The sequence below is a fragment of the Agromyces intestinalis genome (assembly GCF_008365295.1).
Taxonomy (GTDB): domain Bacteria; phylum Actinomycetota; class Actinomycetes; order Actinomycetales; family Microbacteriaceae; genus Agromyces; species Agromyces intestinalis.
Genome location: NZ_CP043505.1, coordinates 2,377,231 through 2,403,173, shown reverse-complemented (window position 1 = coordinate 2,403,173; position 25,943 = coordinate 2,377,231). Strand labels below are relative to the sequence as shown.

General features: G+C 72.5%; 21 protein-coding genes. 15 read left to right on the top strand and 6 right to left on the bottom strand.

All coding sequences use genetic code 11. The features are described 5' to 3' along the window. Positions 1-26 precede the first annotated feature (26 nt). The 3 genes from FLP10_RS10945 to FLP10_RS10935 all read right to left on the bottom strand — a co-directional run bounded on the left by FLP10_RS10945 (position 27) and on the right by FLP10_RS10935 (position 4,271). Complete coding sequence (locus FLP10_RS10945; RefSeq protein WP_149160888.1) at positions 27-1,226, bottom strand: baeRF11 domain-containing protein; 1,200 nt, start codon at positions 1,224-1,226, stop codon at positions 27-29. A gap of 107 nt (positions 1,227-1,333) precedes the next feature. Further along, a complete protein-coding gene (locus FLP10_RS10940; RefSeq protein WP_149160887.1) occupies positions 1,334-2,680 on the bottom strand; it encodes a DUF4407 domain-containing protein in 1,347 nt (448 codons plus the stop codon). 121 nt (positions 2,681-2,801) lie between these two features. After that, on the bottom strand, positions 2,802-4,271 hold the full coding sequence (locus tag FLP10_RS10935) for an FAD-binding oxidoreductase (protein WP_149160886.1): 1,470 nt from the start codon (positions 4,269-4,271) through the stop codon (positions 2,802-2,804). Positions 4,272-4,453: 182 nt separating this feature from the next. Between FLP10_RS10935 and FLP10_RS10930 the strand changes: the two genes are divergently transcribed. Continuing rightward, on the top strand, positions 4,454-5,512 hold the full coding sequence (locus tag FLP10_RS10930; protein ID WP_149160885.1) for an LLM class flavin-dependent oxidoreductase: 1,059 nt from the start codon (positions 4,454-4,456) through the stop codon (positions 5,510-5,512). Positions 5,513-5,599: 87 nt separating this feature from the next. Here the strand turns inward: FLP10_RS10930 and FLP10_RS10925 are convergent, their stop codons facing one another. Further along, a complete protein-coding gene (locus tag FLP10_RS10925; RefSeq protein ID WP_168209177.1) occupies positions 5,600-6,016 on the bottom strand; it encodes a transferase in 417 nt (138 codons plus the stop codon). Positions 6,017-6,234: 218 nt separating this feature from the next. On the opposite strand from FLP10_RS10925, the gene FLP10_RS10920 reads away from it, so the two are divergent. From FLP10_RS10920 to FLP10_RS10900, 5 genes are all read left to right on the top strand, one after another. Further along, positions 6,235-6,906 carry a DUF4956 domain-containing protein gene (locus tag FLP10_RS10920; RefSeq protein ID WP_246149999.1) on the top strand — a complete coding sequence of 224 codons (672 nt, stop codon included), beginning with the start codon at positions 6,235-6,237 and terminating at the stop codon, positions 6,904-6,906. Continuing rightward, entirely contained in the window at positions 6,903-7,814 is a 912-nt protein-coding gene (locus tag FLP10_RS10915) for a VTC domain-containing protein (RefSeq protein WP_149160882.1), read from the top strand. Before FLP10_RS10920 ends, FLP10_RS10915 begins: the two co-directional genes overlap by 4 nt. Further along, positions 7,811-9,652, top strand: a complete 1,842-nt coding sequence (locus FLP10_RS10910; RefSeq protein ID WP_149160881.1) for a carbohydrate-binding domain-containing protein — start codon at positions 7,811-7,813, stop codon at positions 9,650-9,652. The genes FLP10_RS10915 and FLP10_RS10910 overlap by 4 nt, the downstream gene beginning before the upstream one ends. Before the next feature lie 80 nt (positions 9,653-9,732). Continuing rightward, entirely contained in the window at positions 9,733-11,529 is a 1,797-nt protein-coding gene (locus FLP10_RS10905) for an ABC transporter ATP-binding protein (protein ID WP_149160880.1), read from the top strand. Beyond that, entirely contained in the window at positions 11,526-12,392 is an 867-nt protein-coding gene (locus FLP10_RS10900) for an energy-coupling factor transporter transmembrane component T family protein (protein ID WP_168209176.1), read from the top strand. The genes FLP10_RS10905 and FLP10_RS10900 overlap by 4 nt, the downstream gene beginning before the upstream one ends. Positions 12,393-12,521: 129 nt before the next feature. Here the strand turns inward: FLP10_RS10900 and FLP10_RS10895 are convergent, their stop codons facing one another. After that, positions 12,522-13,508: an FKBP-type peptidyl-prolyl cis-trans isomerase gene (locus tag FLP10_RS10895; protein ID WP_149160879.1), complete on the bottom strand. Its 987-nt coding sequence runs from the start codon at positions 13,506-13,508 to the stop codon at positions 12,522-12,524. A 134-nt stretch (positions 13,509-13,642) separates the two neighbouring features. Here FLP10_RS10895 and FLP10_RS10890 point away from each other — a divergent pair, with 134 nt between their 5' ends. The 9 genes from FLP10_RS10890 to FLP10_RS10850 all read left to right on the top strand — a co-directional run bounded on the left by FLP10_RS10890 (position 13,643) and on the right by FLP10_RS10850 (position 24,727). After that, positions 13,643-14,485 carry a class I SAM-dependent methyltransferase gene (locus FLP10_RS10890; RefSeq protein WP_168209175.1) on the top strand — a complete coding sequence of 281 codons (843 nt, stop codon included), beginning with the start codon at positions 13,643-13,645 and terminating at the stop codon, positions 14,483-14,485. 112 nt (positions 14,486-14,597) lie between these two features. Continuing rightward, a complete protein-coding gene (locus FLP10_RS10885; protein ID WP_149160877.1) occupies positions 14,598-17,606 on the top strand; it encodes a Na+/H+ antiporter subunit A in 3,009 nt (1,002 codons plus the stop codon). After that, positions 17,603-18,112, top strand: a complete 510-nt coding sequence (locus FLP10_RS10880) for an NADH-quinone oxidoreductase subunit K (RefSeq protein WP_149160876.1) — start codon at positions 17,603-17,605, stop codon at positions 18,110-18,112. Before FLP10_RS10885 ends, FLP10_RS10880 begins: the two co-directional genes overlap by 4 nt. Then, positions 18,109-19,701 carry a Na+/H+ antiporter subunit D gene (locus tag FLP10_RS10875; RefSeq protein ID WP_149160875.1) on the top strand — a complete coding sequence of 531 codons (1,593 nt, stop codon included), beginning with the start codon at positions 18,109-18,111 and terminating at the stop codon, positions 19,699-19,701. The genes FLP10_RS10880 and FLP10_RS10875 overlap by 4 nt, the downstream gene beginning before the upstream one ends. An 8-nt stretch (positions 19,702-19,709) precedes the next feature. Continuing rightward, positions 19,710-20,318 carry a Na+/H+ antiporter subunit E gene (locus FLP10_RS10870; protein WP_168209174.1) on the top strand — a complete coding sequence of 203 codons (609 nt, stop codon included), beginning with the start codon at positions 19,710-19,712 and terminating at the stop codon, positions 20,316-20,318. Continuing rightward, the gene (locus FLP10_RS10865) at positions 20,315-20,587 is read left to right on the top strand and encodes an MrpF/PhaF family protein (RefSeq protein WP_149160873.1); all 273 of its coding nucleotides are present in this window, start codon (positions 20,315-20,317) and stop codon (positions 20,585-20,587) included. The genes FLP10_RS10870 and FLP10_RS10865 overlap by 4 nt, the downstream gene beginning before the upstream one ends. After that, positions 20,584-20,946 carry a monovalent cation/H(+) antiporter subunit G gene (mnhG, locus tag FLP10_RS10860; RefSeq protein WP_149160872.1) on the top strand — a complete coding sequence of 121 codons (363 nt, stop codon included), beginning with the start codon at positions 20,584-20,586 and terminating at the stop codon, positions 20,944-20,946. The genes FLP10_RS10865 and mnhG overlap by 4 nt, the downstream gene beginning before the upstream one ends. Positions 20,947-21,134: 188 nt before the next feature. Further along, positions 21,135-23,432, top strand: a complete 2,298-nt coding sequence (locus tag FLP10_RS10855) for a glycoside hydrolase domain-containing protein (protein ID WP_149160871.1) — start codon at positions 21,135-21,137, stop codon at positions 23,430-23,432. After that, a complete protein-coding gene (locus FLP10_RS10850; RefSeq protein ID WP_149160870.1) occupies positions 23,429-24,727 on the top strand; it encodes a glycosyltransferase in 1,299 nt (432 codons plus the stop codon). Before FLP10_RS10855 ends, FLP10_RS10850 begins: the two co-directional genes overlap by 4 nt. A gap of 18 nt (positions 24,728-24,745) precedes the next feature. Here the strand turns inward: FLP10_RS10850 and FLP10_RS10845 are convergent, their stop codons facing one another. Beyond that, positions 24,746-25,858 (bottom strand): hypothetical protein, encoded by a 1,113-nt coding sequence (locus tag FLP10_RS10845; protein WP_149160869.1) that lies wholly within the window; start codon positions 25,856-25,858, stop codon positions 24,746-24,748. Positions 25,859-25,943: the final 85 nt, after the last annotated feature.

Here is a 25,943-nt window from a genome sequence, read left to right as displayed (position 1 = left end):
CGCCGGCCGACCGCTGAACCGGCCGGCTACGCCAGCGCGTACCGCAACTCGGCCATCGCGGGGCCGGCCCACACGCCGCCGTCGAGGTCGTCGCCGCGCACCGTGACCACCTTGCCGCCCTTGGCCAGCACGAGCAGGGCGAGCTGGGGCAGCAGGTCGCCGGCGTGCGTGCCGTCGGCGAGCGCGTCGCCGGTGCCGTTGCCGCTCGCGAACTCGATCGCACCCGACTCGGGGTCGAGGGTGCCGTTCACCGACGTGGTGAAGTCGAACCACAGCGTCTCGACCGCGCCGTCGGCGGCCTCACGTGCGATCGCGGCGAGATCTCGTTCGACCCGGCCGGCGCTGCCCTCGGCGAGGGTGCGCAGCTGCGACACCGCCTCGTGGACGTTGAGCTTCGCCAGTTGCTGGCGCACCGCCTCGTCGACCTCGGCGGGCGTGAGCCGATCGGCGCCGCCGGGCACCGCGACGACCCGGCGCGAATTGCGGGCGCGGTCGATGAAGAGGCTGAGCAGCGGCTCGGCCGAGAACACGAAGAGCGGCACACGCTCGTTCGGGTCGAGTTCGTGCAGGGCCCGCCGCACCACATCGGCGACGCGCTTCGCGTAGAGGTCGAGCAGCGTCTTGCGGCCCTCGTCGCCCGTGAGCCGGCTCGCTCCGCCCTGGCTCGCGGTGCCGCGCTGCGCGCCGCGCGGGCGGTCCTCGTCGGGTTCGCGGTTCGTCGCCTCGTCGAGGTTCGCCACGCCTTGCGCGTCGAGTTCGAGCTTCGCCGCCCGCGCGACGGGCGTCGCGTGCCAGAGCGACCATTCGTGCGCCGAGATCGTGATGGCGAACGCCTCCTGGTCTTGGCTGGGCGCGCGCAGCAACTGCCCGAGCGTGAAGTGGGAGCCGACATGCCACGAGTCGTCGAGCCGGTTCGGCAGTACGAACACCTCGTCGAAGTCGGGCGCGACGAAGATCGCGATCGACCGCGCGAGGGCGCCCCAGAGCTGTTGGTCGCCGAGGATCGCGGCGCGTCGGGCGCGGAGTGCGTCGAGCTCGCCTGCGGATGCCCCGCCGCTCTTCACCTGCTCGATGGCGGCGTCGAACGCGCTCTTCACGGCGACCTCGGCACGCTCACGCTCGGCGACGACCGGCGACGTCGAAGCGTAGATCGAGATGGCCGGGTGGTGGGCACCGGCGAGGGCGGTGAAATCGGCCGTGGTGGGCATGTCGTGATGAACGGTCATGCGTCCCTCCCCCTGGGAATCGTCGCGACCCGCGACCGCGGTGTCGCATCACCCCAGCCTAGGGAGGCCGACGCGAGAGCGACACCCCCGACCGGGTCGGTCGGCACTCACGCCGACGACGGCTCGACCGGCGCGCCGTCGAGGTCGCGCTCCCATTCGCGCACTGCACGGGTCGCGATGAACGGTGCCCGCTGTTCGCCCCACTCGTCGATGGCGGCGAGCTCGGCCTCCTCGGCCCGCGCGACGAACGCCTCGGCGACGCGTCGGCCCGACTCGCGCCGCAGCCCGGCGCGGTACTCGGCGACATCGAGCCGCGGGGCCGCCTCGTCGCGCGCGGCGCGCAGTCGCTCATCGGCGCGCTCGCGTTCGGACGCCACGATGGCGTCGTCGGTGAGCTGGGCGACCTCGTCGTACGCGGTCGGCGCCATGAGGTTCTGCAGCGTCTTCGTGAGCACGGGCATGAGCTCGATGCACACGAACAGCAGCGCGATCATGAGGTGCGCGAACCCGAGCAGGCCGTTGCGCTCGCCGATGCGCCAGAGCGCGTCGAGCCGGGCGAGCATGCCGTCGCCCTGCTCGGCCGCCGCCTCGTATCTGGCCTGCTCGACGTCGCGCGCAGCGGTGAGCCGGTCGAGCCGCTGCTCGTCGGCGGCGAGGGTCTGCTCGGCCTGGGCGACGGCCTCGGCTGCGCCTGCCGAGATGCGCGCCTCGGCCTGCGCCTTGGCGTCCGCTTCGGCGGCCTTCGCGGCGTCGAGCGCGGCGAGCTTGCCGTCGCGGTCGAGCTTCTTCGACTGGGTGATCGGGCCGTCGCCGATGATGCCGGTGCCCTCGGTGCCGTCGAGCTCTGCCAGCCAGACTCGATTCGCCTCGTCGTAGGCGGCCTGCGCCGCGGCGGTGGCGGCCTGCGCGGCGGCGTAGTCGGGGTCGGCGGCGAGCGCGTCGCGGCCGCCGTCGGAGATGAGCGCGCGCTGCGCGGCGACGCTTGCGGCGAGCGCGTCGATCTCGGCGTACCGCGGGTCGTTCGCGAGCTCCTCCTCGAATGCCTGCTTCGCTTCGAGCGCCATGACCTCGGTCTCGGCGGCGATCTCGCGCTCGAACACCTGAAGCGTGAGCGGGGTGGCGACCACGACGCCGATGACGAGTGCGAGCGCGACTCGCGGCAGGGCGAGCCACACGTTCGCGGACGGGCGCGGTTGGCGCGGCATCCCGACGACGAGCATGCGGTCGATCGCGAGGATCACGAGGCCCCACGCGATGCCGACCCCGACCGCGACCCATGGGGGTGCGGTCAGCGCCATGAGCAGCGCGAACGAGGCGGCCGCAGCCGAGACCACCGCGGTCGCGATGAGCACGAGCCCCATCGAGAGGTAGCGCTGCCGCTGACCGGGCGCGCGACCGATCACGTCGGGTCGCGCACCACCGAGCGTCACGAGCGTGTCACCGAGCCGGCTCATCGATCCCCCCGATCCGCCGAGCTGACCGATCAGGTCAGGCGGGTCACGATACTCCCCCGGCCGTTCCCCGTCACTGGGGGAATCCCCCGATCGCCCCTGATCTCGTGCCCTCGCGTCGCGCTCAGCGCACCGGATGGTTCGAGCGGATCACGCCCGTCGGGTCGACCGTGCGCTTGATCGCACGCAGCCGATCGATCGCGTCGCCGAAGAGTCGCTCGGGGTGGCGCGCGTGCTCGGCGAAGTTCAGGTAGTCGACCTCGGCGCGCCACGGCTCGATCTGCGCGAGGAGGCGCCCGACCGACGCGATGAGCCCCTCGACGGCACCGGGCACCGTGGTCGGGATGCCGACGCCGTAGACGAGGTATCCGCCCTCGAAGCCCGCGGTCGCTCCCGGCTCGGGCAGGGCGAGCGCCCGTGCGCGCGCCCGAGCCGCCTCGGGCCGCACCGTGCCGCCGAGGTGACGGATCTCGGCCGAGAGCAGCGCGCTGCCCGAGTCCGGCCCGACCGCCCGGGCGAACGCTCGCACCGCCGCGGCCAGGTCCTCGGCGTCGAGGTCGCGCAGCATCATGCCGTCGCCGATGCCGGGCGTCGGCCCGGGCGGGTCCATGTGCAGCTGCAGCAGCTCCGCGGCGGGCTGCGGATGCACGGTGTCGATCACGGGGCCCAGCGCCCGCAGCGGCGCGAGCAGCTCGTCGGCGCGCTCGACGGACTCGAGCATCGCGGCCTCGACGACCACGTACGACTGCCCCGAGAGGAACGGCGGGAGGTCGGGCAGCGGGGGGATCCGCAGCACCCGGCCCACGCTCGTCACGCTGACGGGCACGGCCTGCGTCCACGACGCCCACGCCTGCAGCACCTCCTCGGTGCGCTCGATCGGGAAGAACAGGGTGCCCGCGACCACCTCGGCCACCTCGAACACGCGGAACTCCAGTGCCGTCACGACGCCGAAGTCGCCTCCGCCGCCGCGTACCGCCCAGAACAGATCGGCGTCGTGTTCGGCGTCGACCCTGCGCAGCACACCGTCGGCGGTGACGAGCTCGACCGCGAGCACCTGGTTCGCGGCGAGGCCGTGCGCGCGGGCGAGCCACGAGAATCCGCCGCCGAGCGTGTAGCCGACGACGCCGACATCGTGCGACGACCCGGCGAGCGCGGCGAGGCCGTGCGGTGCGGTCGCGGCGACGACGTCGCCCCACTGCGCGCCCGCCTCGACCCGCGCGGTGCGGGCGAACGTGTCGACGGTCACGCCCCGCAGTTCGTGCGTGCGCAGCAGGATCGCGTCGGCGAGGTCGTTGCGGTCGACGAGCGGGCCGGCGTTGTGGCCGGTGCTCTGCGGCACGACCGCGAGCCCGAGGTCGCGGGCGGTCTCGACGACGCGCACGACGTCGGCGACCGATGCGACGACCGCGACCGCCGCGGGACGCTGGTCGATCGCGAGGTTCCAGGCGGCACGGTCGGCCTCCCAGCCGGTGTCGCCAGGGATGGACAGGCGGCCATCGAGCCGGGCGGCGAGCCGCGCGAGGCTCTCGCGCAGGCTCGGCGGGGTGGAGAGTTCGGCAGCGGGCGCAGCGGCGGCGGGCACAGGGGTGTTCATGGATGGTTCCTTCCGATGGGATGTCTCGCCGCGATCGAATGCCCCGACAGGGCGGCGCGACGCACAACGGGAGCCATTCGACTCGACCGACGCCGGCCTCGAATCAGAGCGAGCCCGCCGATCGGCTCAGGGAGAACCCCGAACGAGGAATACCCGCCGCACGGGGCCGGTTGCGACATCCGATGCCTGCTTCACCTCGCCTTTCCGTGCTCGACCTCGTACCCGTGCGATCGGGGCAGACCAGCGCCGAGGCGGTGACCGCCTCGGTCGCGCTCGCCCGGGCCGCCGACCGGCTCGGCTACACCCGCTACTGGTTCGCCGAGCACCACAACATGCGCGCGGTCGCGTCGACCACGCCGCCCGTGCTCGCGGCCGCGATCGCGGCGCGCACCGATCGCATCCGGGTCGGGTCGGGCGGGGTCATGCTGCCGAACCACGCACCGCTCGTGGTCGCCGAGCAGTTCGCCGCGCTCGAGGCGATCGCGCCGGGGCGCATCGACCTCGGCATCGGGCGGGCGCCGGGCAGCGACCCGGTGATCACGCAGTTGCTACGCATCTCGGGGCCGACGGCCGACGTCGATCGGTTCCCCGACCACATCGCCGACATCATCAGCCTGCTCGACCCCGACGGCGCGACGCTGCGGCTCACCAACGGGCGCGAGTACCCGATCACCGCGACGCCCGCCGCGGCCGGGTCGCCCACCGTCTGGCTGCTCGGCTCGAGCGACTACTCGGCCCAGCTCGCCGCGCAGCTCGGACTGCCGTACGTGTTCGCCAACCACTTCTCGGGCGAGGGCCTCGAGCGCGCGCTGGCGCTGTATCGCGACGGGTACACGCCGAGCGAGCGGCATCCGGTGCCCGAGACCTTCCTCACGGTGAACGCGGTCGTCGCGCCCACCGCCGCCGAGGCGCAGGAGCGCGCGCTGCCGCAGCTGCGGATGTTCGCGCGCATGCGCATGAACCAACCGCTGCGCGAACTCGAGACCGTCGAGGAGGCGCTCACCGCGCCGGCCGACGGGCTGGCCGAGGAGCTCATCGCCCCGATCCGCTCGCGCTGGGTGATCGGCGATGCGGATGCCGCGGCCGCGCGCGTGCGCGATCTCGCCGAGCGGCACGGGGTCGACGAGGTCATGGTCGTTCCGGTGGCGGGCGCCTACGCGACCGAGGCGGTGGATGCCTCGCCGGGGCGCGTGCAGACCCTCGAGCTGCTGGCGGGCGCGCTCCACCCGCCGGTCGAGTAGCGAGCGCCGGCGAGCGGATCACCGCGCGGGTGACGCGCCCTCCGGGGTCTCGATACGCCCTGCGTGCTCCTCGACCGGCGGCTTCGCTCAGGCCGCGAGGCCGAGCCGGCGCAGGTCTTCGGTCGAGGCGCGGTACTCGTCGCCCTCGGCGACCTTGGCCTCGCGCGGCACTCGCGCGCCGTTCTGCACGCGCGCGGCAGCGCCGATCGACGCGTACGGCCCGACGACGGCGTTGCGGCCGACGACGGCGCCCCGCCCGACGTGGGCGCGCACCCCGATCTCGGCGCGCTCGGCGACGATGGCGTCGCGGTCCACCCAGCCTCCGGGGCCGATGACGGCGTGGCGCTGGACTTCGGCTCCGGGGTCGACGTAGGCGGTCGGGTCGACGAAGGCGGTGGGGTCGACCTTCGCGGTCGTGGCCACGAGGCCGCGCCCGTTCACGTGCTTGCGGTAGCGCCGCAGAACCCCGTTCTCGTCCTCGAACTCGACGTAGCTGATGCCCACGGACTCCTCCCTTCGGGACGCTCGGATGCGTCCGCAGGTGCTACAACACCGATGCTGATCGGGGCATTCCCGGGGCTCGGCGGTGCGGCTCGATGCGGATGCATCGACGTTCGGCACTCCGCCAGGGGACGCAGAGGTTCCGCATGGCGAACCCACAGCACCCGGCTTGCGGGATCCGGCTGGATGGAGGCATCCCATCGAACCGATCGGAGCCCAACGTGGACCAGTCCCTCCTGCTCATCGCCGTCGACCTCGTGGCGATCGCCATCTTGGTGTTCGGCCTCTACTTCCCGAGGCATCGCCGGCGCGACCTCGTCGTCGCCTACCTGACCGTCAACGTCGGCGTGCTCGCCGTCGCGCTCGTGCTCGGGCAGACCGCTGTCGGCGCCGGGCTCGGCCTCGGCCTGTTCGGGGTGCTGTCGATCATCCGGCTGCGCTCGCGCGAGATCGAGCAGCACGAGGTGGCGTACTACTTCGCCGCGCTCGCGCTCGGCCTCATCGGCGGCCTGGTGGGCACTGCGACCTGGCTCGCGATCGGGCTCATGACGCTCGTGCTCGCCGTGCTCGCGATCGGCGACCACCCCGCGCTGTTCCGTCGTTCGCGGCAGCAGACGGTCGTGCTCGATCAGGCCATCGCCGACGAGCGCGAACTCACGGCCCGCCTCGAGCAGGTGCTCGGCGGCCGGGTGCTGCGCGTGCGCATCGAGCAGCTCGACCTCGTCGACGACACCACGACGGTCGACGTGCGCTACGAGGCTCCGCGGCCGGGTACGAAACGGTCGGATGCCGCGGCCTCGATCACGTCGCAGCTCGGCGCCGCGGCGGGCCGCCGTGACCTCCGCGACGTCGCCGCGTTCGAGACCGCGTCCGCGGCCGAGGTCACGCGATGACCGCGCCCGGTGCCCGCGAACAGGCGCTCGCCTCGCTCGGCGCCCTGGCTGCTGTGAGCCTCGAGGAGCTCAACGCCCGTGCCGAGTTGCTCACCCGGGTCGACCGCAAGTACCTCCTGCCGCTCGCCGACCTGCCTCGAGTGCTCGACCGGCTGCCCGCCGGCACCCTCGCGCTCGAGATCGACGGCACCCGCGCCCAGCCGTACGAGTCGGTGTACTTCGACACCGACGACCTGATCAGCTTCACGCTCGCCGCCCGCGGCAGACGCCGCCGCTTCAAAGTGCGCACGCGCAACTACCTCGGCTCGGACCTCGCGTTCCTCGAGGTGAAGACCCGCGGCGGCCGGGCGATGACGGTCAAGGACCGCGTCGCGGTCGATCCGGATGCCGCGGCCGCCCTCGGCAGCGACGGCCACGCCTACACGCGTGAGGTGCTCGACGACTCGGGTATCGGCGCCCCGGCCGACCTGCACCTCGGCGCGGTGCTCACGACCCGCTACCGGCGGGCCACGCTGCTCGTGTCCGCGGCCGCGGGCCGGCCCGAGAGCCGGGCAACGGTCGACCTCGACCTGACCTGGGTCGACCGGGGTCGCGGCGGGTCGTTCCCGACCACGATGACCACGCCCGACCGGGTGATCGTCGAGACGAAGTCGGGTACCTCGGCCGGCGAGGTCGATCGTGCGCTGTGGGCGTGCGGGCACCGACCCGCGCGCATCTCGAAGTACGCCACGGGGCTCGCGGCCCTGCGCCCCGACCTGCCGTCGAACCGCTGGCACCGGGTGCTCGCGCGCGACTTCGCCGACGCCCGGCGCGAGCCGGGACCACCCGCGACCTGGTGGCCCGACCAGGCGACCTGCCCCGCGACATCCGCGAACCCCACGACTCCCCGAACGAAGGAGACCCCATGACCTCCCCACGCATCCGCCGCCCCTGGCTCACCGCCGCGGTCGCGGCCCCGCTCACCCTCATCGGCGCGCTCGTGCTCGCGAGCTGCACGGGCGTCGGCACCGCAGGCATCGGCGCGACCGCAGGCGGCGGTTCCGAGCCATCCGTCGAACTCGCGACCGTCGACGCTGTCGACGCCGGCGCGACCGCCGCCGAGGTGATGGCCGACAACGAGGCCGCGCCCGGCGAGGACGGCGACGACACCTGGTCGACCGCCGACGAGGTGGCGATCACGCTGTCGGGCTCCACGGCACGGGTGGGCTCGGGGGCGAACGCCGACGCGGTCTCGGTCGCGGACGGCACGGTGACCATCGGCGCCGCCGGCACCTACCGCCTCACGGGCGACCTCGACGGGCAGGTCGTGGTCGACGTCGCCGGTGACGACCTCGTGCGGCTCGTGCTCGACGGTGTCGAGATCTCGAGCGACTCGTCGGCGGCGATCGCGGTGACCGCGGCCGGGCGGGTGCAGGTCGTGCTGGCCGACGGCAGCTCGAACACCCTCGCCGACACGGCGTCGTACGATGACGGCGCCGACGTGAACGCGGCGTTGTTCAGCGCGACCGACCTGGTGATCGCGGCCGAGTCGGCGGGCACCGGCGAACTCACCGTGCACGGCAACGGCAACGACGGCATCGCGAGCAAAGACGGCCTGCGCATCACCGGCGGCGCGATCACGGTCGATGCGGTCGACGACGGCATCCGTGGCAGAGACGAGGTGCAGGTCGACGCCGGAACGATCACGGTGACGGCCGGCGGAGACGGTCTGAAGGCCGACAACGAGGAGGACGCCGACCGCGGATACCTCGCGATCGGCGGCGGCGACGTCTCGGTCGACGCGGGCGGCGACGGCCTGGATGCCGCGACCGACGTCGTGGTGTGGGGCGGCTCGCTCGACGTCACCTCGGGCGGCGGCCACGAGGCGTCGATCGCCGATGGCGCATCGGCCAAGGGCCTGAAGGGTCGGGTCTACGTCGTCGTCGACGGCGGATCGGTCACCGTCGACGCCGCCGAGGACGCGATCCACACCGACAACAGCGCACACCTCGCCGAGGGCGTGATCGAGGTCGCGGCCGGCGACGACGGCGTGCATGCGGATGTCGCGCTCACCGTCTCGGGCGGCACGGTCGACGTGATCTCGTCGTACGAGGGCCTCGAGGGCTCGGCGATCTCGATCTCGGGCGGACGCACGCGGGTCGCGGCATCCGACGACGGGGTGAACGTGTCGGCCGGCGACCTCGCGTCGACCGCCGACGCGCTGACCCTCGCCATCACGGGCGGCACCCTCGAGGTCGACGCCGACGGCGACGGCATCGACGTGAACGGCTCGGTGTCGATGTCGGGCGGCACCGTCACCGTGCAGGGTCCGACCGCGAACGACAACGCCGCGCTCGACTACGACGGCACGTTCGACATCACGGGCGGCACGCTGATGGCCGTCGGCAGCGCGGGCATGGCGATGGCACCGGGCGCGGATGCCTCGCAGGCCTCGGTGCTCGTCGCGCTCGACCGGTCCGTGCCCGCCGGTACGGAGCTGCAGGTCACCGCGGCCGACGGCACCCCGCTCGGCACCGTGACCACCGCGAAGCAGGCCGGCTCGGTGACGTTCTCGTCGCCCGAGCTGGAGAACGGCCAGACCTACTCGGTCACCGCCGACGGTGCCCGCATCGGTTCGGCGGTCGCGGGAGAGCAGGTCTCGACGGGGATGCCGGGTGGCGGGCCCGGCGGCGGGGGCGCGCCCGGCGGCGGCGCGCCCCGCGGCGGCTCGGGCACGGGCGGCGGGCAACCCCCGGCTCGGCCCTGATCGCGACGCCTGCGCCCGCCGCCGGTACGGGCAGAGAAGTTAGGCTTGCCTGAGTTCTGCTTCGGCCCCTCCATGACTGGATGCCCATGACCCCTGTTCCGCTCATCGAGCTCCACGAGGTGCGCATCCGCCACGACGGCGCCGATCGCGCGACGCCCGACGGCGTCACGCTCGAGATCCGCCCGGGTGAGGTGGTGCTGGTCCTCGGGCCATCGGGATGCGGCAAGTCGACCCTCGCGCTCGCGCTCGACGGGCTCATCCCGCACGCGGTGCCCGCCGACCTCGAGGGACGGGTGCTCGTCGCGGGGCTCGACACCCGCGACCACCATGTCGGCGAGCTCAGCGAGCACGTCGCGATGGTGTTCCAGGATCCCGACGCGCAGGTCGTCACGGGATCCGTGCTCGACGAGGTCGCGTTCGGCCCCGAGAACCTGCGCCTGCCGGTCGACGAGGTGCTCGCCCGCGCCGAGCGCGCACTGAAGCTCGTCGGCCTATGGGAGCGGCGCACCGAGAACCCCGACCGGCTTTCGGGCGGCGGCCGACAGCGCCTCGCGATCGCCTGCGCGCTCGCGATGGCGTCACCCGTCCTGGTGCTCGACGAGCCGACGGCGAACCTCGACCCGGCCGGCATCGACGAGGTGTACGCGGTGCTGCGCGAGCTCGCGAGCGAGCGCGACCACGCGATCGTGCTCGTCGAGCACAACCTCGACGCGGCGGTCGACGTGGTCGACCGGGTCGTCGTGCTCGATGCGAACGGGCGCCTCGCGATGGACGGCCCGGTGCGCGACATCCTGCGCGGGCGTACGGATGAACTGCTCGCGCTGGGCGTCTGGCTGCCGGTCTCGACGCTCGCGGCGCTGCGACTGCGGGAGGCCGGGGTCGTGCTCGACCCGCTGCCGCTGACCCCGGCCGAACTCGGGGCGGCACTCGACGCGCAGGCGGTGCTGCCGGCGCCGCGGCCCTCCGCTGGTCGAGTAGCGCCGGCGCGCAGCGACGACCCGCATCGAGACCCCGCGACCCGACCCGCGATCCGGGTGCGCGACCTGTCGGTGCGTCGGGGCGGCAAGCGCGGGCCGGTCGTCGTGCACGGCGTCGACCTCGACGTGGCACCCGGCGAGTTCCTGGCGATCGTCGGCACCAACGGCGCCGGCAAGACGAGCCTGCTGCAGGCGATCGCGGGGGTCATCCCGGCCCCGGCGGGCGCGGTCGACGTGCTCGGCCTCGACCCGCAGCGGGCGGATGCGCGCGAGCGCAGCCGGCGCATCGGCTTCGTGTTCCAGAACCCCGAGCACCAGTTCGTCGCGACCAGCGTCGCCGGTGAGCTCGACCTCGGGCTGAAGCCGCAGGGGCTCGACGATGCGGCCCGCGAGGCCGAGACCGCCCGCATCCTCGATCGGTTCGGGCTCGCCGAGCTGCGCGAGCGGCATCCGTTCCTGCTCTCGGGCGGGCAGAAGCGCCGGCTCTCGGTCGGCACCGCGCTCGTCGCCGGTGCCCCCGTGCTGGCGCTCGACGAACCCACCTTCGGCCAGGACCGCGAGCGCGCCGCAGAGCTGCTCGACATGCTCGCCACGCTGAACGCGCAGGGCACGACGGTCATCGTCGTCACCCACGACCTGCAGCTCGTCGCCGACTACGCGAGACGCGTGGCGGTGATGGGCGAGGGTCGCGTGCTCGGCATCGGCCCCACCGCCGAGGTGCTCGCGGGGCCGCTCATCGAGCAGGCCGGGCTGCGGCACCCTCCGCTCGCGAGGGCCACGCGCGGCCTCGAGCACCACCCCGACTGGCATTCGGTGAGCCGGATGTCGCAACTGCCCGCTTCCGTCCCCGCGCTGCCGAAGCGGCCCGACGTGCCGGCCGAGCCCCGAGGCATCCGATGACCGCGACCGCCGCGACACCGCCCGAGGCATCCGCTTCGCAGCCCGTGAGCGCCCGCTTCGACCCGTTCGCCGAGGCCCCCAAGCCGCGCGGACGCTTCCTGTATGCGCTCAATCCGCTCGCGAAACTCGCCGGGCCGTTGCCCGTCATGTTCGCGCTCGTCTTCACGCGCGGCCTCGCGATCCCGACCGTGATCATCGTCGTGTCGCTGCTGCTGCTGCTCGTCGGCGCGAAGCTGCGCGCGCGTGTGCTCGCCGCGGTGCTCATCGGCCTGCCGGTGCTCGTCGGTGTGCTCGGCGTGAGCTTCGGCATCTGGGTCGACCCGGCGCGCATCGACGAGACGTCGGCCGCGGCATCCGTCACCCTGTTGCAGGTCGGTGACTGGCGCTTCACGCTCGCGGCGTACCTCATCGGCCTCGCGACCGCGCTGCGCATCGCCGCGCTGCTCATGCTGAGCCTCATCGCGGGGCTCACCTCGTCGGGCCCCGAGCTCGTGCGCGCGCTCGTGCAGAACCTGCGGGTGCCGTACCGCATCGGGTACACCGCGCTCGCGGCGCTGCGGTTCGTGCCGCGGTTCGCACACGAGCTCGAGGTGATCCGTGCGGCGCATCGGGTGCGCGGCACCGATCACGGGCACGGGCCGATCGCGTGGCTGCGGCGCACGCTCGGGCTCGCGATCCCGCTGCTGGCCGGAGCCATCCGTCACGCCGAGCGCGTCGCCCTCGCCATGGACGCGCGCGCCTTCGGCGCCCACGCCACTCGCACCGAACGCACGATCAGCCGTTGGCGCGTGCACGACACGGCGTTCGTGCTGCTCTTCTGGGTCGGCGCCGCCGCCCTCTACGGGTGGCTGCTCGCGGTCTGACGCCGCCCGCCATCCCGCCGACACCCGCCCGCCGCCCGCACGCCACCCGCCACCCGCCGACACCGCTCGCCGCTGCGGCGAAGAACGAGATCAGGTGACCCGGCGCAGCGGCGCAGGCGGGCCGGCGCGCTACTCCGCGGACGCGGTGTCGACGATCTCCACGTAGAACACGAGGGTGTGGCCCCCGAGGCCGTTCGCCGACTCGGCCGTGCCGTATCCGAGCTCGGGCGGAATCGTCACGATGAGCTTGGTGCCGACCTTCTGGCCGACGAGCGCGGCCCCGAAGCCGGGGATGACGCCCGAGGTCGCGAAGGTCGCAGGCTCGCCGCGGTCGAAGCTCGAGTCGAACTGCTCTTTCGTGTCCCAGTTGATGCCGACGTAGTTCACCGTGACGCTGTCGCCGTTGCCCACCTCGGCACCGTCGCCCGGCTCGAGCACCTTCAGCTCGAGGTCGGGCGATGGGGCCACGTCGGGGATGACGATGGTGGGCGCGGCGTCGCCGTTCCGAGTGACCTCGGGTACGTTCTCGGTCCACTCGGCGGGGGTCGGCAGCGGCTCGGGCTCAGGCTCGACGTACTCGCCGATGACGTCGGCGACGATCACGACGGTGTCGTCGGCGCCGACGCCGAGGGTCTCGTTGCCCGTCTCGCCGTAGAGCGACGCGGGCGGCGCGACGGTGACGGTGCGGGTGCCGTAGGGCTGGCAGTCGATCGCCGAGCGGAACGAGTCGAGCACCGAGCCGTCGCCGATCGCCAGGGTCGCGGGCTGCGAGACGATCTGCTCGCCCGTGGTGGCGTTGATCATCGTGATGACGAGGTCGGCGCTGGTGCCGCTCGCGGCCACCTCGCCGTCGCCCTCGGTGACGACGGTCGTCTGCAGGTCGGTCGCCGACAGCGGCGTCGTGAACGTCGCCGTCGGGTTCGCCTCGCCGAACGCTCCGTCGACCGTGATCGCGTCGCTGTCGGGCCCCGAGACCGCCTCGAAGCAGGCCAGCGCGCCGTCGGCGGTGGGGGTGGGCGTCGGCGTCGACTCGGGGCTGCCGGCGCAGCCGGCGAGCAGGAGCGCGGCCGAAGCGGCGAGTGCGACGGGCGCAGCGATGCGCTGGGCACGGTTCATGGAGGGGTCTCGTTTCCGATCGGGACGTGGATCACCAGTCTGCCGTGTCGCGGCTCACGATTGGCTGAGTCCGTATGACCGTGCGCGTCCGCCACCCGTCGCGCCCGAGGCATCCGACCGTACAGAATGGGCGGATGGGGGACGCACTCGAAGCGGAGGAGGCGGGCCCGGCGCCCGTCGGCCCCGCCGATGACCACGCCGCGCTCGACGCGGTGCTCTGGGATCCGATCGCCTTCGGAGTGCTGGTGCGCACGCGACCGCGCTTCGAGGAGGTCGTGCTCGACGCCGGCTGCGGCGACGGCGCCACCGCGTTGCCGACGGCCGAGCTGGTCGGGCCGAGCGGTCGAGTCGATGCGATCGATCCCGATGAGGGGCTGGTCGCGCTGGTGCGCGACCGCGCGAGCGACCGGATGCCGCAGCTGCACCCGTTCGTCGGGGATCTCGCCGACCGCGATCCGGGCGAGTACGACCTGGTGCAGTGCGCGCTCGGGCTGCGCCGACTCGCCGCGGGCGATGTCGATCGCCTCGACGACGTGGTGCGCGCGCTCGTGTCGCAGGCACGACCAGGTGGCCGGGTCGCGATCGCGGTCTGGGCGGGCGGGTCGTTCGACCCGCTGCCCGAGGTGCTCGGCGGCGCGCTCGCACCCGAGTACGGCGGCGACGAGGATGCCGCGGAGCTGGCGGCGTCCGCACGGCCGAGCCTGCCCGGCGCCGAGACCCCGGGCGCGTTCGCGCATCGACTCGCGGGGCTCGGGCTCTCGGGGGTGCGCGCCGATGTCGTGCCGCTGCACCTCGAACTCGACGACGAGCTGGCCTGGCGGCTCGTGACGGGCACGACGCTGCGTGCGCTGCTCGAGGACCTCGACGATGACGGGGTCGAGCGCGTGCGCACCAGGGCGCTCGCAGCGATCGCCGACCGGTCGATCGCGTCGGTCGACGCTTCGGTGCTGGTCGCGGTCGGTCGCCGGCCCGTCTGAGCGCCCCCCTTCCGGCCGTTTCCCGCCGCAGGGGGCCGAGGTCCCGGGGGATGAGCCCCTCCCTGCCCCGATAGACTTGACCGACGGTCGGCACGGTGCGCGAGGAGGGTGAATGATCTTCAGCCTCGTGGTCTTCGGTGCGCTGTCGCTGGTCACTCCGCTCCTCACGAGGCTGCTGGGGCGGCGGGTCTTCCTCGTGCTGGCCGTGCTGCCGGCCGCCGTGTTCGCGGTGCTGCTGAGCTGGCTGCCCGGCGTGCTGGCGGGGCAGTCCGTCAGCGAGACCGTCGAGTGGATCCCCACCCTCGACATCGCACTCTCGTTCCGCGCCGACGCGCTGGCGCTGCTGCTCGCCCTCATCGTCACGGGCGTCGGCGCGCTCGTGCTGGCCTACTGCGCCTGGTACTTCGACGACGACGAGCCGTCGCTCGGCCGCTTCGCGGCGCTGCTGCTGGCCTTCGCGGGCGTCATGCTCGGGCTCGTGACCGCCGACGACGTGTTCGTGCTGTTCACCTTCTGGGAGCTCACGAGCGTGCTGAGCTACCTGCTCATCGGCCACTACACGGGCCGCAAAGAGAGTCGTGGTGCGGCCCTGCAGGCCCTCACCGTCACCACGTTCGGCGGTCTCGCGATGCTCGTGGGCCTGGTCGTGCTCGCGGTCGCGGGCGGCACCACCTCGCTCAGCGAGCTGATCGCGAATCCGGTCACGGGTGTCGCCGGGGAATGGGGCATCGCGCTCGTGCTGGTCGGGGCGATCTCGAAGTCGGCGCTCGTGCCGTTCCACTTCTGGCTTCCCGCGGCGATGGCCGCGCCCACGCCCGTGTCGGCGTACCTGCACGCCGCGGCGATGGTGAAGGCCGGCGTGTACCTCGTCGCGCGGCTGGCCCCCGGCTACGCCGTGCTCGAGGCGTGGCATCCGATCGTCATCGGGCTCGGCACGTTCACGATGCTCGTGGGCGGCTGGCGCGCCCTGCGCCAGTACGACCTCAAGCTGCTGCTCGCCTACGGCACGGTGTCGCAGCTCGGGTTCCTGGTGCTGGTCACCGGGTTCGGCACGCACGACGCCGCGCTCGCGGGTGTGGCCCTGCTGCTCGCCCACGCCCTCTTCAAGGCGGCGCTGTTCCTCGTCGTCGGCATCATCGACCACGCCGCGGGCACACGCGACTGGCGTCGCCTGTCGGGGCTCGGCCGCCGCATGCCGGTGCTGGCGACGGTCGCGATGGTCGCCGCGGCGTCGATGGCGGGCCTGCCGCCGCTGATCGGCTTCGCCGCGAAAGAGGGGGTGTTCGCCTCGCTCCTCGAGGCGACCTACGCGAGCGAGCCCAGCGGCCTGGCGGGCTGGGCGTGGCTCGCGCTCATCGGCGCGATCGCCGGGTCGATCCTCACGGTCGCGTACAGCGTGCGGTTCGTCTGGGGCGCGTTCTGGACCCGCCCGTCGATCGCCCCCACCGAGCTGCACCGGCCGGCGGCGATGGCGGTCGCGTCCCCGCTGCTGCTGGCGGCGGCCAGCCTCGGGTTCGCGTTCGCGATCGGATGGCTCGAGCCGCTGTTCGCGGGCTACGCCGACGAGCTGTCGGGCCCGCACGAGCTGCATCTCGCGCTCTGGCACGGATTCGAGCCGGCGCTGTTCATCTCGCTCGGCGTGTACGCGCTCGGCGCGCTGCTCGTGTGGGGCCGTGCCCGGGTCGCGCGCATGCAGGCCGCGCTGCCGCCGATGCTCGACTCGGGTCGCGGCTACCTGCGAGTGGTCTCGTTCGTCGACCGGGTCGCGGCGGCCGTGACGACCGCGATCCAGCATCGCGGGCTGCCCGGCTATCTGGCCGTCATCGTGCTGGTGTTCATCGGCGGCCTCGGGTTCTCGGCGATCGTGAACACGACCTGGCCCGACAGCGTCCGGCTCTGGGACTACCCCGCCCAGCCGTTCCTCGCGCTCGTCATGGCGGTGGCCGCGATCGCCGCGGCCACGGTGCGCCAGCGCATGACGGCGGTGCTGCTGGTGAGCGTCACCGGGTACGGTCTGGTGCTGCTGTTCGGCATGTCGGGTGCGCCCGACCTCGCGCTCACCCAGGGCCTCGTCGAGACCATCGTGATCGTGGTGTTCGTGCTCGTGCTGCGGCGGCTGCCGAAGCAGATCGCGCAGCGACACCCGTCGGTGCACAAGCTCGCACGCGGCATCATCGGGCTCGTCGCCGGCGCCGTGATGGGCGTCATCGGGCTCGTGGCGCTCGGCGCCCGCATCGAGCCGACCATCGCCGGGGGCCTGCCGGCGCTCGCCCTCGAGGCCCACGGCAAGAACATCGTGAACGTCATGCTCGTCGACATCCGCGCGTGGGACACGCTCGGCGAGATCTCGGTGCTCGTCGCCGTCGCCACGGGCGTCGCGAGCCTCATCTTCGTCTCGGGCCGCACGGGCGGCGCGCCCCGGCTCGAGCGCCGCCCGCAGGGGCGCGACCGGTTCCGGCCGGTGCCCGAGAAGGCGTCGTCGATCCGCGCGGCCCGGCCCAGCCTGGCCGAGGTCGAGCACGAGACGGATGCCGCGTCCGAAGCCGCCGAGACCCGTCAGACCTGGCTCCTCGCGGGCCCGACCCTTTCGCCGCGGCGCCGGTCGATCCTCATCGAGGTGCTCGTGCGGCTGCTGTTCCACCCGGCCATCGTGGTGTCGGTATACCTGCTGTTCGTCGGGCACAACGCGCCCGGGGGCGGGTTCGCCGGCGGACTGCTCGCGGGCCTCGCGCTCGTGGCGCGCTACCTCGCCGGCGGCCGGTACGAACTCGGCGAAGCGGCGCCCATCGACGCCGGCCACCTGCTCGGCGGGGGCCTGCTGCTCGCCGCCGGCACCGCGGCATCCTCCCTGCTGTTCGGCCTCGCCGTGTTCGAGTCGAGCTGGTTCGAGGCCGACGTGCCGGTGCTCGGCACGCTCTCGATCGGCACCTCGACCCTGTTCGACATCGGCGTGTACCTCGTCGTCGTCGGGCTCGTCCTCGACATCCTGCGCTCGCTCGGCGCCGAGGTCGATCGTCAAGAGGAAGAGGCCGAGGAGTCCGAGGACGTCGACCCCGGCGACCTCGGGCGCTCGGGCGACCGCATCGACTCCCCGTCCCAAGGTGAGGGGGTGCGCACATGACCGGTTCGCTCACCCTCGTCGTGCTCATGGCCGTGCTGTTCGGCGCCGGAATCACGATCATGCTCGAGCGCAGCCTCACCCGCGTGCTCATCGGGTTCCTGCTCGTCGGCAACGCGGTGAACATCCTCATCTACCTGATGAGCGGGGCGCCGGGCGTCGCGCCGATCCTCTCCGACGGCGTCGACGAGGATGCAATCAGCGACCCGTTGCCGCAGGCGTTCATCCTCACCGCGATCGTCATCAACCTGGGCATCACGGCGTTCATGCTCGCCCTCATCTACCGGTCGTGGTGGCTGGCGCAGCTCGGCGACAAGGGCGACCTGATCGACGACGAGGCCGAGCTCGTCGAGGACGCCGAAGAGGCCGCCGACCTGATCCGCTCGTCCGCGGCCGACGACCGGGCCATCCAGGAGCTCATCGACGCCAGCGACGAAGAGCCCGAGGGGCCCGACGACGACGAGCTCGAGCTCGAGGCCTCGCTCCGCGACCGGGAGGACCGCCCGTGACCGCCGCCCTCGTGCCCCTCGTCGTGCTGCTGCCGCTGCTCGGCGCGGCCGTCGCGCTCATCCTGGGCCGCCACCGCCGCGCGCAGATGGGTGTGTCGGCGACCGTGCTCGGCGCGGTCGTGGTGATCGCGGCGATTCTGCTCGTCACGGTCGACGCCTCGGGCGAGGGCGTGGTCGTCGCGATCGGGGCGTGGCAGCCGCCGTTCGGCATCGTGCTCGTCGTCGATCGATTGAGCGCGATCATGCTGCTGATCTCGGCGATCGTGCTGCTCGGCGTGCTCGTGTACGCCGTCGGCCAGGGCATCGCCGATCAGCACCGCGAGACGCCGGTGTCGATCTTCCACCCGTCGTACCTGATCCTGTCGGCCGGGGTGTTCAACGCCTTCATCGCCGGCGACCTGTTCAATCTGTACGTCGGGTTCGAGATCCTGCTGTCGGCGTCGTACGTGCTGCTCACTCTCGGCGGCACGGGCGAGCGCATCCGCGCGGGCGTCACGTACATCATCGTGAGCCTCGTCTCATCGCTGTTCTTCCTCTCGGCGATCGCGCTCATCTACGGCGCGACGGGCACCGCGAACATCGCCCACCTCTCGGTGCGCATCGCCGAGCTGCCCGCCGACGTGCAGCTCATCCTGCACCTGCTGCTGCTGATCGCGTTCGGCATCAAGGCCGCGGTGTTCCCGCTGTCGTTCTGGCTGCCCGATTCCTACCCGACCGCGCCTGCGCCGGTCACGGCGGTGTTCGCCGGCTTGCTGACGAAGGTCGGCGTGTATGCGATCATCCGCACCGAGACGGTGATCTTCGCCGACAGCGACCTGTCGACACTGCTCCTCGTGATCGGCGGACTCACGATGGTCATCGGCATCCTCGGTGCACTGACGCAGGCCGACATCAAGCGTCTGCTGTCGTTCACCCTGGTCAGCCACATCGGGTACATGATCTTCGGCATCGGACTGGCGAACGAGATCGGTCTCGCCGCGACGATCTACTACGTCGTGCACCACATCACGGTGCAGACCGCGCTGTTCCTCACGACCGGGCTCATCGAACGGTTCGGCGGGGCGACGTCGATCAACCGGCTCGCGGGCCTGCTCAAGGCGTCACCGCTGCTGGCGATCCTGTTCTTCATCCCGGCGCTGAATCTCGGCGGCATCCCGCCGTTCTCGGGCTTCCTCGGCAAGGCCGGCCTGTTCCTGGCGGGCGGTGAGGCGGCGGCGGATGCCTCGCCCGGCTCGGCTGCGCTCATCTGGATCGTGATCGGGGCCGGCGCAGTCACCTCGCTCATCACGCTCTACGCGCTGACCCGGTTCTGGAACATGGCGTTCTGGCGCGGCCGTGATGAGCTCGAGGGGTACGAGTCGGTGCTGCTGAACTCGGTGCAGGAGTGGCCGGGCGCGAACACCGCCACCGCCACGGCACGCCGCACGACACCCGTGCTCATGGTCGTCGCGACCACGTCGCTGGTCGTGGTGACGATCCTGCTCACGGTGTTCGCCGGCCCGCTGTTCGAACTCGCCGACCGCGCCGCACGCGACCTCGCCGATCCGGCGGCGTACGTGTCGCTCGTCTTCCCCGGAGGCATCCGATGAACGCGAGGATGAGCCGTGCCGAGGGCCACGAGCCCCTGATCTGGAAGTCGCTGTGGCGGCAGGCTCCGTTGCTGATCGCGCTGGTCGCGCTGTGGTTGCTGCTGTGGGATCACATCGACGTGCTCACGGTCGTGACCGGCGTGGTGCTCGCGATCCTCGTCACCCGCACGCTGTACCTGCCGCCGGTGCTGCTGAGCGGTCGGTTCAACCCGTGGCGCGGCCTGCTGCTCGGGCTGCGCATGATCTTCGACGTCGTGCGTGCGTCGCTGCAGGTCGCGTTCTTCTCGCTGATGCCGTGGTGGAAGCCGATGAACGCGATCATCGCGGTGCAGCTGCTGACCCGCAGCGACCTCGTCACCACGCTCACGGCCGAGGCGATCTCGGTCGTCCCCGGCACCGTCGTGGTCGACATCGACCGCGAACGCGGCCTGCTCTACCTGCACGCGCTCGGCACCCGGACGCATGCCGACGTCGAGCACACCCGGCGCCAGGTGCTCGGCACCGAGGAGCGCATCGTGCTCGCGATCGGCACGCACGAGCAGGCCGAGTCGATCCGTCAGGCGCGGCGCCAACGTCGCGCTGCGGCCCGTGACATCCGACCGAAGGAGCACGCATGAGCTTCCTCACCGTGGTCAGCATCGCCGCCGGCATCATGTTCGGCATCGGCGGGCTCGCCGCCGTCGCACGCATCATCCGCGGCCCGTCGATCCTCGACCGTGCGCTCGCGACCGACGTGCTGCTCGCGATCGCGATGTGCGCGCTCGGCGCCGAGATGGCGATCAACCAGCACACCGACACGCTCGTGATCCTGCTGGTGCTCGCGATGTTCGCAGTCGTCGGCTCGATCTCGATCGCCCGGTTCATGGCGAAGCAGGATGTCTCGTGAGCCTCGCCGAGATCGCCGTCGGGCTGCTCATCCTCGTGAGCGCCTTCCTGTCCATGGCGGCCGGCATCGGCATCGTGCGGTTCCCCGACGTGCTGACCCGGCTGCACGCCGCGACGAAGCCGCAGGTGCTGGGGCTCGCGACCATCCTGGCCGCGGTCGTGCTGCGAGCGCCGACCTGGGGCGTGCTCACGACCGCGGTGCTCGTGATGACGTTCCAGCTGCTCACCCAGCCGATGACCGCGCACATGCTCGGTCGGTCGGCGTACCGCACCTCGCACGTGCGCCGCGACCTGCTCATCGAGGACGAGCTCGGCCGCGACATCGCCGAGCACGCCGAACCCGAGGCATCCGATCGCTGAGGGTTCGCACCCGTCCCTCCCCGCCCCCTCCCCGCCCCCTCCCCGCCCAAGGTCGATTCGCGCGAATGAGGCATGAACGTGCCGACCTCAGTGGCGCGAATCGACCTTAGCCACGGTTGCGGATACCGTGACGGCAATCGTCACCCGCGTGACATCCGCCCGTCATCTGCCCTGCGTAGCGTCCATGCATGGCTGCGAGCTTCGAGCGGGTCGATCCGTTCCTCGGAACCGAGGTCACCGAGCTCCCTGAGCCGACCGGACTCGCGGCATCCTGGTGGTGGCCGAAGCCGCAGATCGGCAACACGCACCCGGGCGCGACCTCGCCGTTCGGCATGGTGTCGGCGTGCGCGTACTCGGGCGCCTATCCGACCGGGTACGGCCGCTACGACCTCATCACCGAGGGCGTGCCGCCGCGCATCCACGACCGGCAGCTCGCGTCGGGGTTCACGCACTTCCAGCAGTCGGGCACCGGCGCGATCCGCAAGTACTACAACTACTTCCGGGTGACGCCGATGATCGAGCCGCTCGACGTGCTCGGCCGCACGTGGGATCTCGTCGACGAGCACGCCGAGCCCGGATGGTACGCGGCGACCCTCGAGAACGGCATCCGGGCCGAGATCACGGTGGGCCCGAAGAGCGCGGTGCACCGGTACACGTTCCCGAAGCATCGCAACGCCCGCATCGTGGTCGACTTCTCGATGGGCGGGCTCACGATCCCGTATGGCGCGACGATTCCGCTGCGCGCCCACCTCGAGACGGTCGCGCCGGGCGTCGCGCGCGGCGAGATCGTCGTCGAGGGCGCACCGCTCGCGGTGCACCTCGAGTGCGACACCCCGCAGTGGCGGCAGATGCTCTGGTACGACCGCCGCCTCATGCCCGGCGGCACCCGGCTCGACTTCGACCACATCCGGCCGACGACGCTGCGCAGCTTCGGGTTGATGTGGGCCGGCCCGGTCGAAGCCGGCCAGACCGTCGAGCTGCGACTCGGCTTCTCGCTGCGCGGCACCGAGCAGGCGCGGGCGAACCTCACGCGCGACTGCGGCGTCGGGCCGGCCCGCTTCACTCAGCGCCGCGAGCGCACCGGCAAGGCGTGGAAGCGGCACCTGCAGTCGATCCGCGTCGACACGCCCGACGACGACCGGCAGACGGTGTTCTCGACCGCGCTGTTCCACTCGCTGGTGAAGCCGTGCCTCGCGCCCGACGAGAGCCCGTTCTGGCCGAGTCCCGGCCCCTTCGCGTTCGACCTGTCGACGATGTGGGACGTCTACCGCACGCAGTTGCCGCTCATCACGACGCTGTTCCCCGAGCGCGCGGTCGAGCTCGCGAACGCGCTGCTCACCATCTGCGAGGAGGAGGGCAACTTCCCCATCGGCTACCGGATGGCGCGCGGCAGCGACCGGTTCTCGCGGCAGGGCTCAGCGCTCGTGCACACGTTCCTCGCCGACCTGTGCCAGCTCGGCCTCGACGGCATCGACTGGGACTGGGCGCTCGTGCACATGCACAACGACCTGCGGCGCACCTACGGCGAGGACTTCCTGCTGCACGGCGTGGCGCACCCCGTCAGCCACACCCTCGATCTCGCGTTCGGGTACTGGTGCACCGCGAAGGTCGCCCGCCGGGTGGGCGACGTGTCGCTCGCCGAGGAGTTCGAGGCGCTCGCCGCCCGCTGGGTGAACGCGTACGACCCGGGCACCGGACTGCTGCAGGACTCGACGTTCTACGAGGGCACCCGCTGGAACTACTCGTTCCGGCTGCAGCACGACATGGCGGGACGCATCGAGCTCGCGGGCGGCGACGAGGCCTTCACGGGACTGCTCGACCGGTTCTTCGGGTTCGGCGCGCCTCCGGTGCGGCAGCCGGGCATCCGGCCGGATGCCTCGGAGATGACCGCGGGGTACGCGCTCGGCCGCTTCGAGGGGCTGAACAACGAGCCGGACATGGAGTCCCCGTGGGCGTACACCTACGCCGGGCGCCCCGACCGCACCGCCGAGGTGGTGCACGCGATCGTGACGCAGATGTTCGGCACCGGCCGCGGCGGCCTGCCCGGCAACGACGATTCGGGCGGGCTGAGTTCGTGGTACGTGTGGGCGTCGCTCGGGCTGTTCCCCGTCGCCGGGCAGAACCTGTTCCTCATCAACGCGCCGAGCTTCGCCGAGTCGCGCATGCGCGTCGCCGGCGACGACGTGTTCCGAATCGAGACGGTCGGGTTCACCGAGCCGCGACCCGGCGGGCCGGTGCAGTACGTGCAGTCGGTTCGCTTCAACGGCGAACCCCTCGCCCGCCCCTGGCTGCGCGGCGCCGAGCTGCGACACGGCGGCACGCTCACCGTCGAACTCGGCAGCGAGCCCGGCGAGTGGGGCACGACGGAACGCCCGCCGTCGCATCCGCCGGCCGTGAAGTCGCCGCCCGTCACGCATGACCCGCTCGCATCGCACGAGTCATCCGAACCGCCCATCTCCACCGAACCAGACCGGAGGACGCCATGACCCCTTCGACCCTTCCGACCCGGCTCGTGATCGTCGTGCGCGCCGATCCCGTGATCTGCGGGCACTCCGTCGAAGCACGGAACCTCGCCGAGGTGGCGCTGCAGCGAGGCATCCGAGAGGTGCGCATCGTGACCTGGCCCATCGAGCGCCTCGAAGCTGCGGGGCTGCCGCTGAAGCCCCTCGACGTCGTGCTGCCCTACAGCCGCGGCATCACGGTCGAGCGGCCCGATCCGGTCGGCGACTACAAGGTGCCCGACAGCCGGTACCTCGCGGGCATCACGGGCCGGCTCGTCGAGCTGTTCACCGACGGCGTGCCGACGGTCGCGCTCTCGCTCTACCTGAGCCCGCATACGGTAGCGGTCGCCGACGCGATGCGGGTCGCGTGGGCGACCGGGCTGCCCGTGAACGTCACGACGATCGCCGAGGCGGTCGGGTCGGATGTCACGAACATCGTGCGGGCGTGCGTGGCCGAAGGCCGATTCGGGCCGGCGGCGCACATCCTCGCGAGCTACCTCGCGCAGGACCACCTCGTGGCGGTGTCGGAGTACACGCGCGACCTGATCGTCTCATCGGCCGAGGACGTCGACTCGGCGCACGGCACCCGGTTCGCCGACCAGCTGCGCGACCGCATCGCGATCTCGTACCCGGCGATCGACGCGACGCCGTATCTCGACGTGAGTGCCGCCGACGTTGACCGGGTGTGCGCTGCGCGCGACCTGCGGCCGGGCGGCTACGTGCTGTTCCTGTCGCGGCTCGCGCGGGCGAAGGGCGTCGACGAGCTCATCGACGGATTCGCTGCGTCGGCGGCGGCGAAGCGAGGCATCCGGCTCGTAATCGCCGGGCGCGGACCCGAGGCGGCCGAGCTGCGCGCCCGTGCCGCGCTCTCGCACGCGGCCGAGCTGATCGACTTCCTCGACGACGTCGGCGACGCCGAGAAGCCCGCGCTGATGGCGGGCTGCGCCGCGTTCGTGCTGCCGTCGAAGCCGCGGCCCGAGTTCGTCGAGACGTTCGGCATCGCGCTCGCCGAGAAGCTGCTCGCGGGCGGCGGACCGGTGATCACGTGCGACACCGGCGGCATCGTCGAAGCCGTCGGCGAGCACGCGACGATCATCCCGGTCGAGGATGCCGCGGCGATCCAGCGCGCGATCGACGAGGCGTTGGCGCTGCCCGCCGACGAGGTGCGTGCGCGTTCCGAGCGGGGTCGCGAGTATGCCAGGCAGTTCGATCGCACGAACGTGTTCGACAAGCTGTTCGCACGCGTGCTGCCCGACCCGGTCGCGGTGCTGGTCGAGTAGCCCTCTCGAACGCCCCCGTCAGTACGTCTGGTGCACGATCGCCTGCGCGACCGCCGCTGCCCCGTCCCCGTTGATCTCGTACACCGTGTCCCCCACCCGCAGGATCACGGGCGACGACGGGCCGTCCTCGGCGCTTCGCACTGCGGCGTCGACGTGCTGCCCCGCCGGCACGTCAGCGAGCTCGAGCGGAACGAACGCGGCGTCGGTGTCGGGCTCGCCGATGCGCGCGAACAGGTCACCGAGGCCCCGTGCCGTCTCGATCGTCACGAGCGGGAGCGGACCGAACCCGTCGACCACGAGCTCGCAGTCGAAGGTGCGGGCAGCAACCCTCACCGCGTCGTCGAATCCGGTGATCTCCCGGGTCGCGGCGAGCCCGAGCGCGTAGGTGTACGACGCACCGTCGAGCTGCTCGGCCTCGACCACGCCCGGTTCGGCAAGGCCGCCGGTGCACGCGGCCTCGCCGTCGCGCAGCGGCGCGATCTGCCAGGCGGCCCGGTCGGGCGCCGCCTGCACCGCTTCGGCCGCCGAGGATGCCGCGACGGCGAGCCGATCGAGCATCTCGGCGGCGTCCACACCGAGGAACCGGGAACCCGAACCCGTCAGCCCGGCCGCCGAGATCGTCGCCCGCAGCCACGCGTCGCCGACCGGCGCCGAGATGCGCCACCCGCTGTCGCCGACCGCGACGGATGCCTCGACGCCAGCGATCTCGCGGGACTCGGTCGAGGGGGCGTCGCCGGCCCACTCGGGCGTCCAGGCGAGTGCCCCGCCCGGCAGCACGTCGACCCGCAGGTACGCCCAGTCGGTGCCGTTGTAGTCGGGCATGCCGGTGCCGACGCGCCATGAGCACGCGAGCCCGCCCGCGCCGGTGAGCAGCAGGTCGGCGAACGCGAAGCGCTCGTACGTCGCGGGCACCGGCTCGACCGGCGTGCCGTCACCGCCCTGCAGCGTCGCGGCGACGAGGTCGCCCGGCACGAGGTCGTCGCACGTGTACGGCAAGGCCGCCTCGATCGGGGGCGTGCTCGCCGTCGGTGCGGGCGTCGGCGGCTCGGGCGTCGGCTCGGGCGCGGCGGAGCACGCGGTCAGGGCGAGGAGCAGCAGGGTGGTCGTCGCGACGACGGCGTTCGGGCGCACGGCACGACCCTAGCGGTCGGGCGACCCCCGCTGGTCGAGTAGGGAGCGCAGCGACCGTATCGAGACCCCGCACCCCGCCCACCGA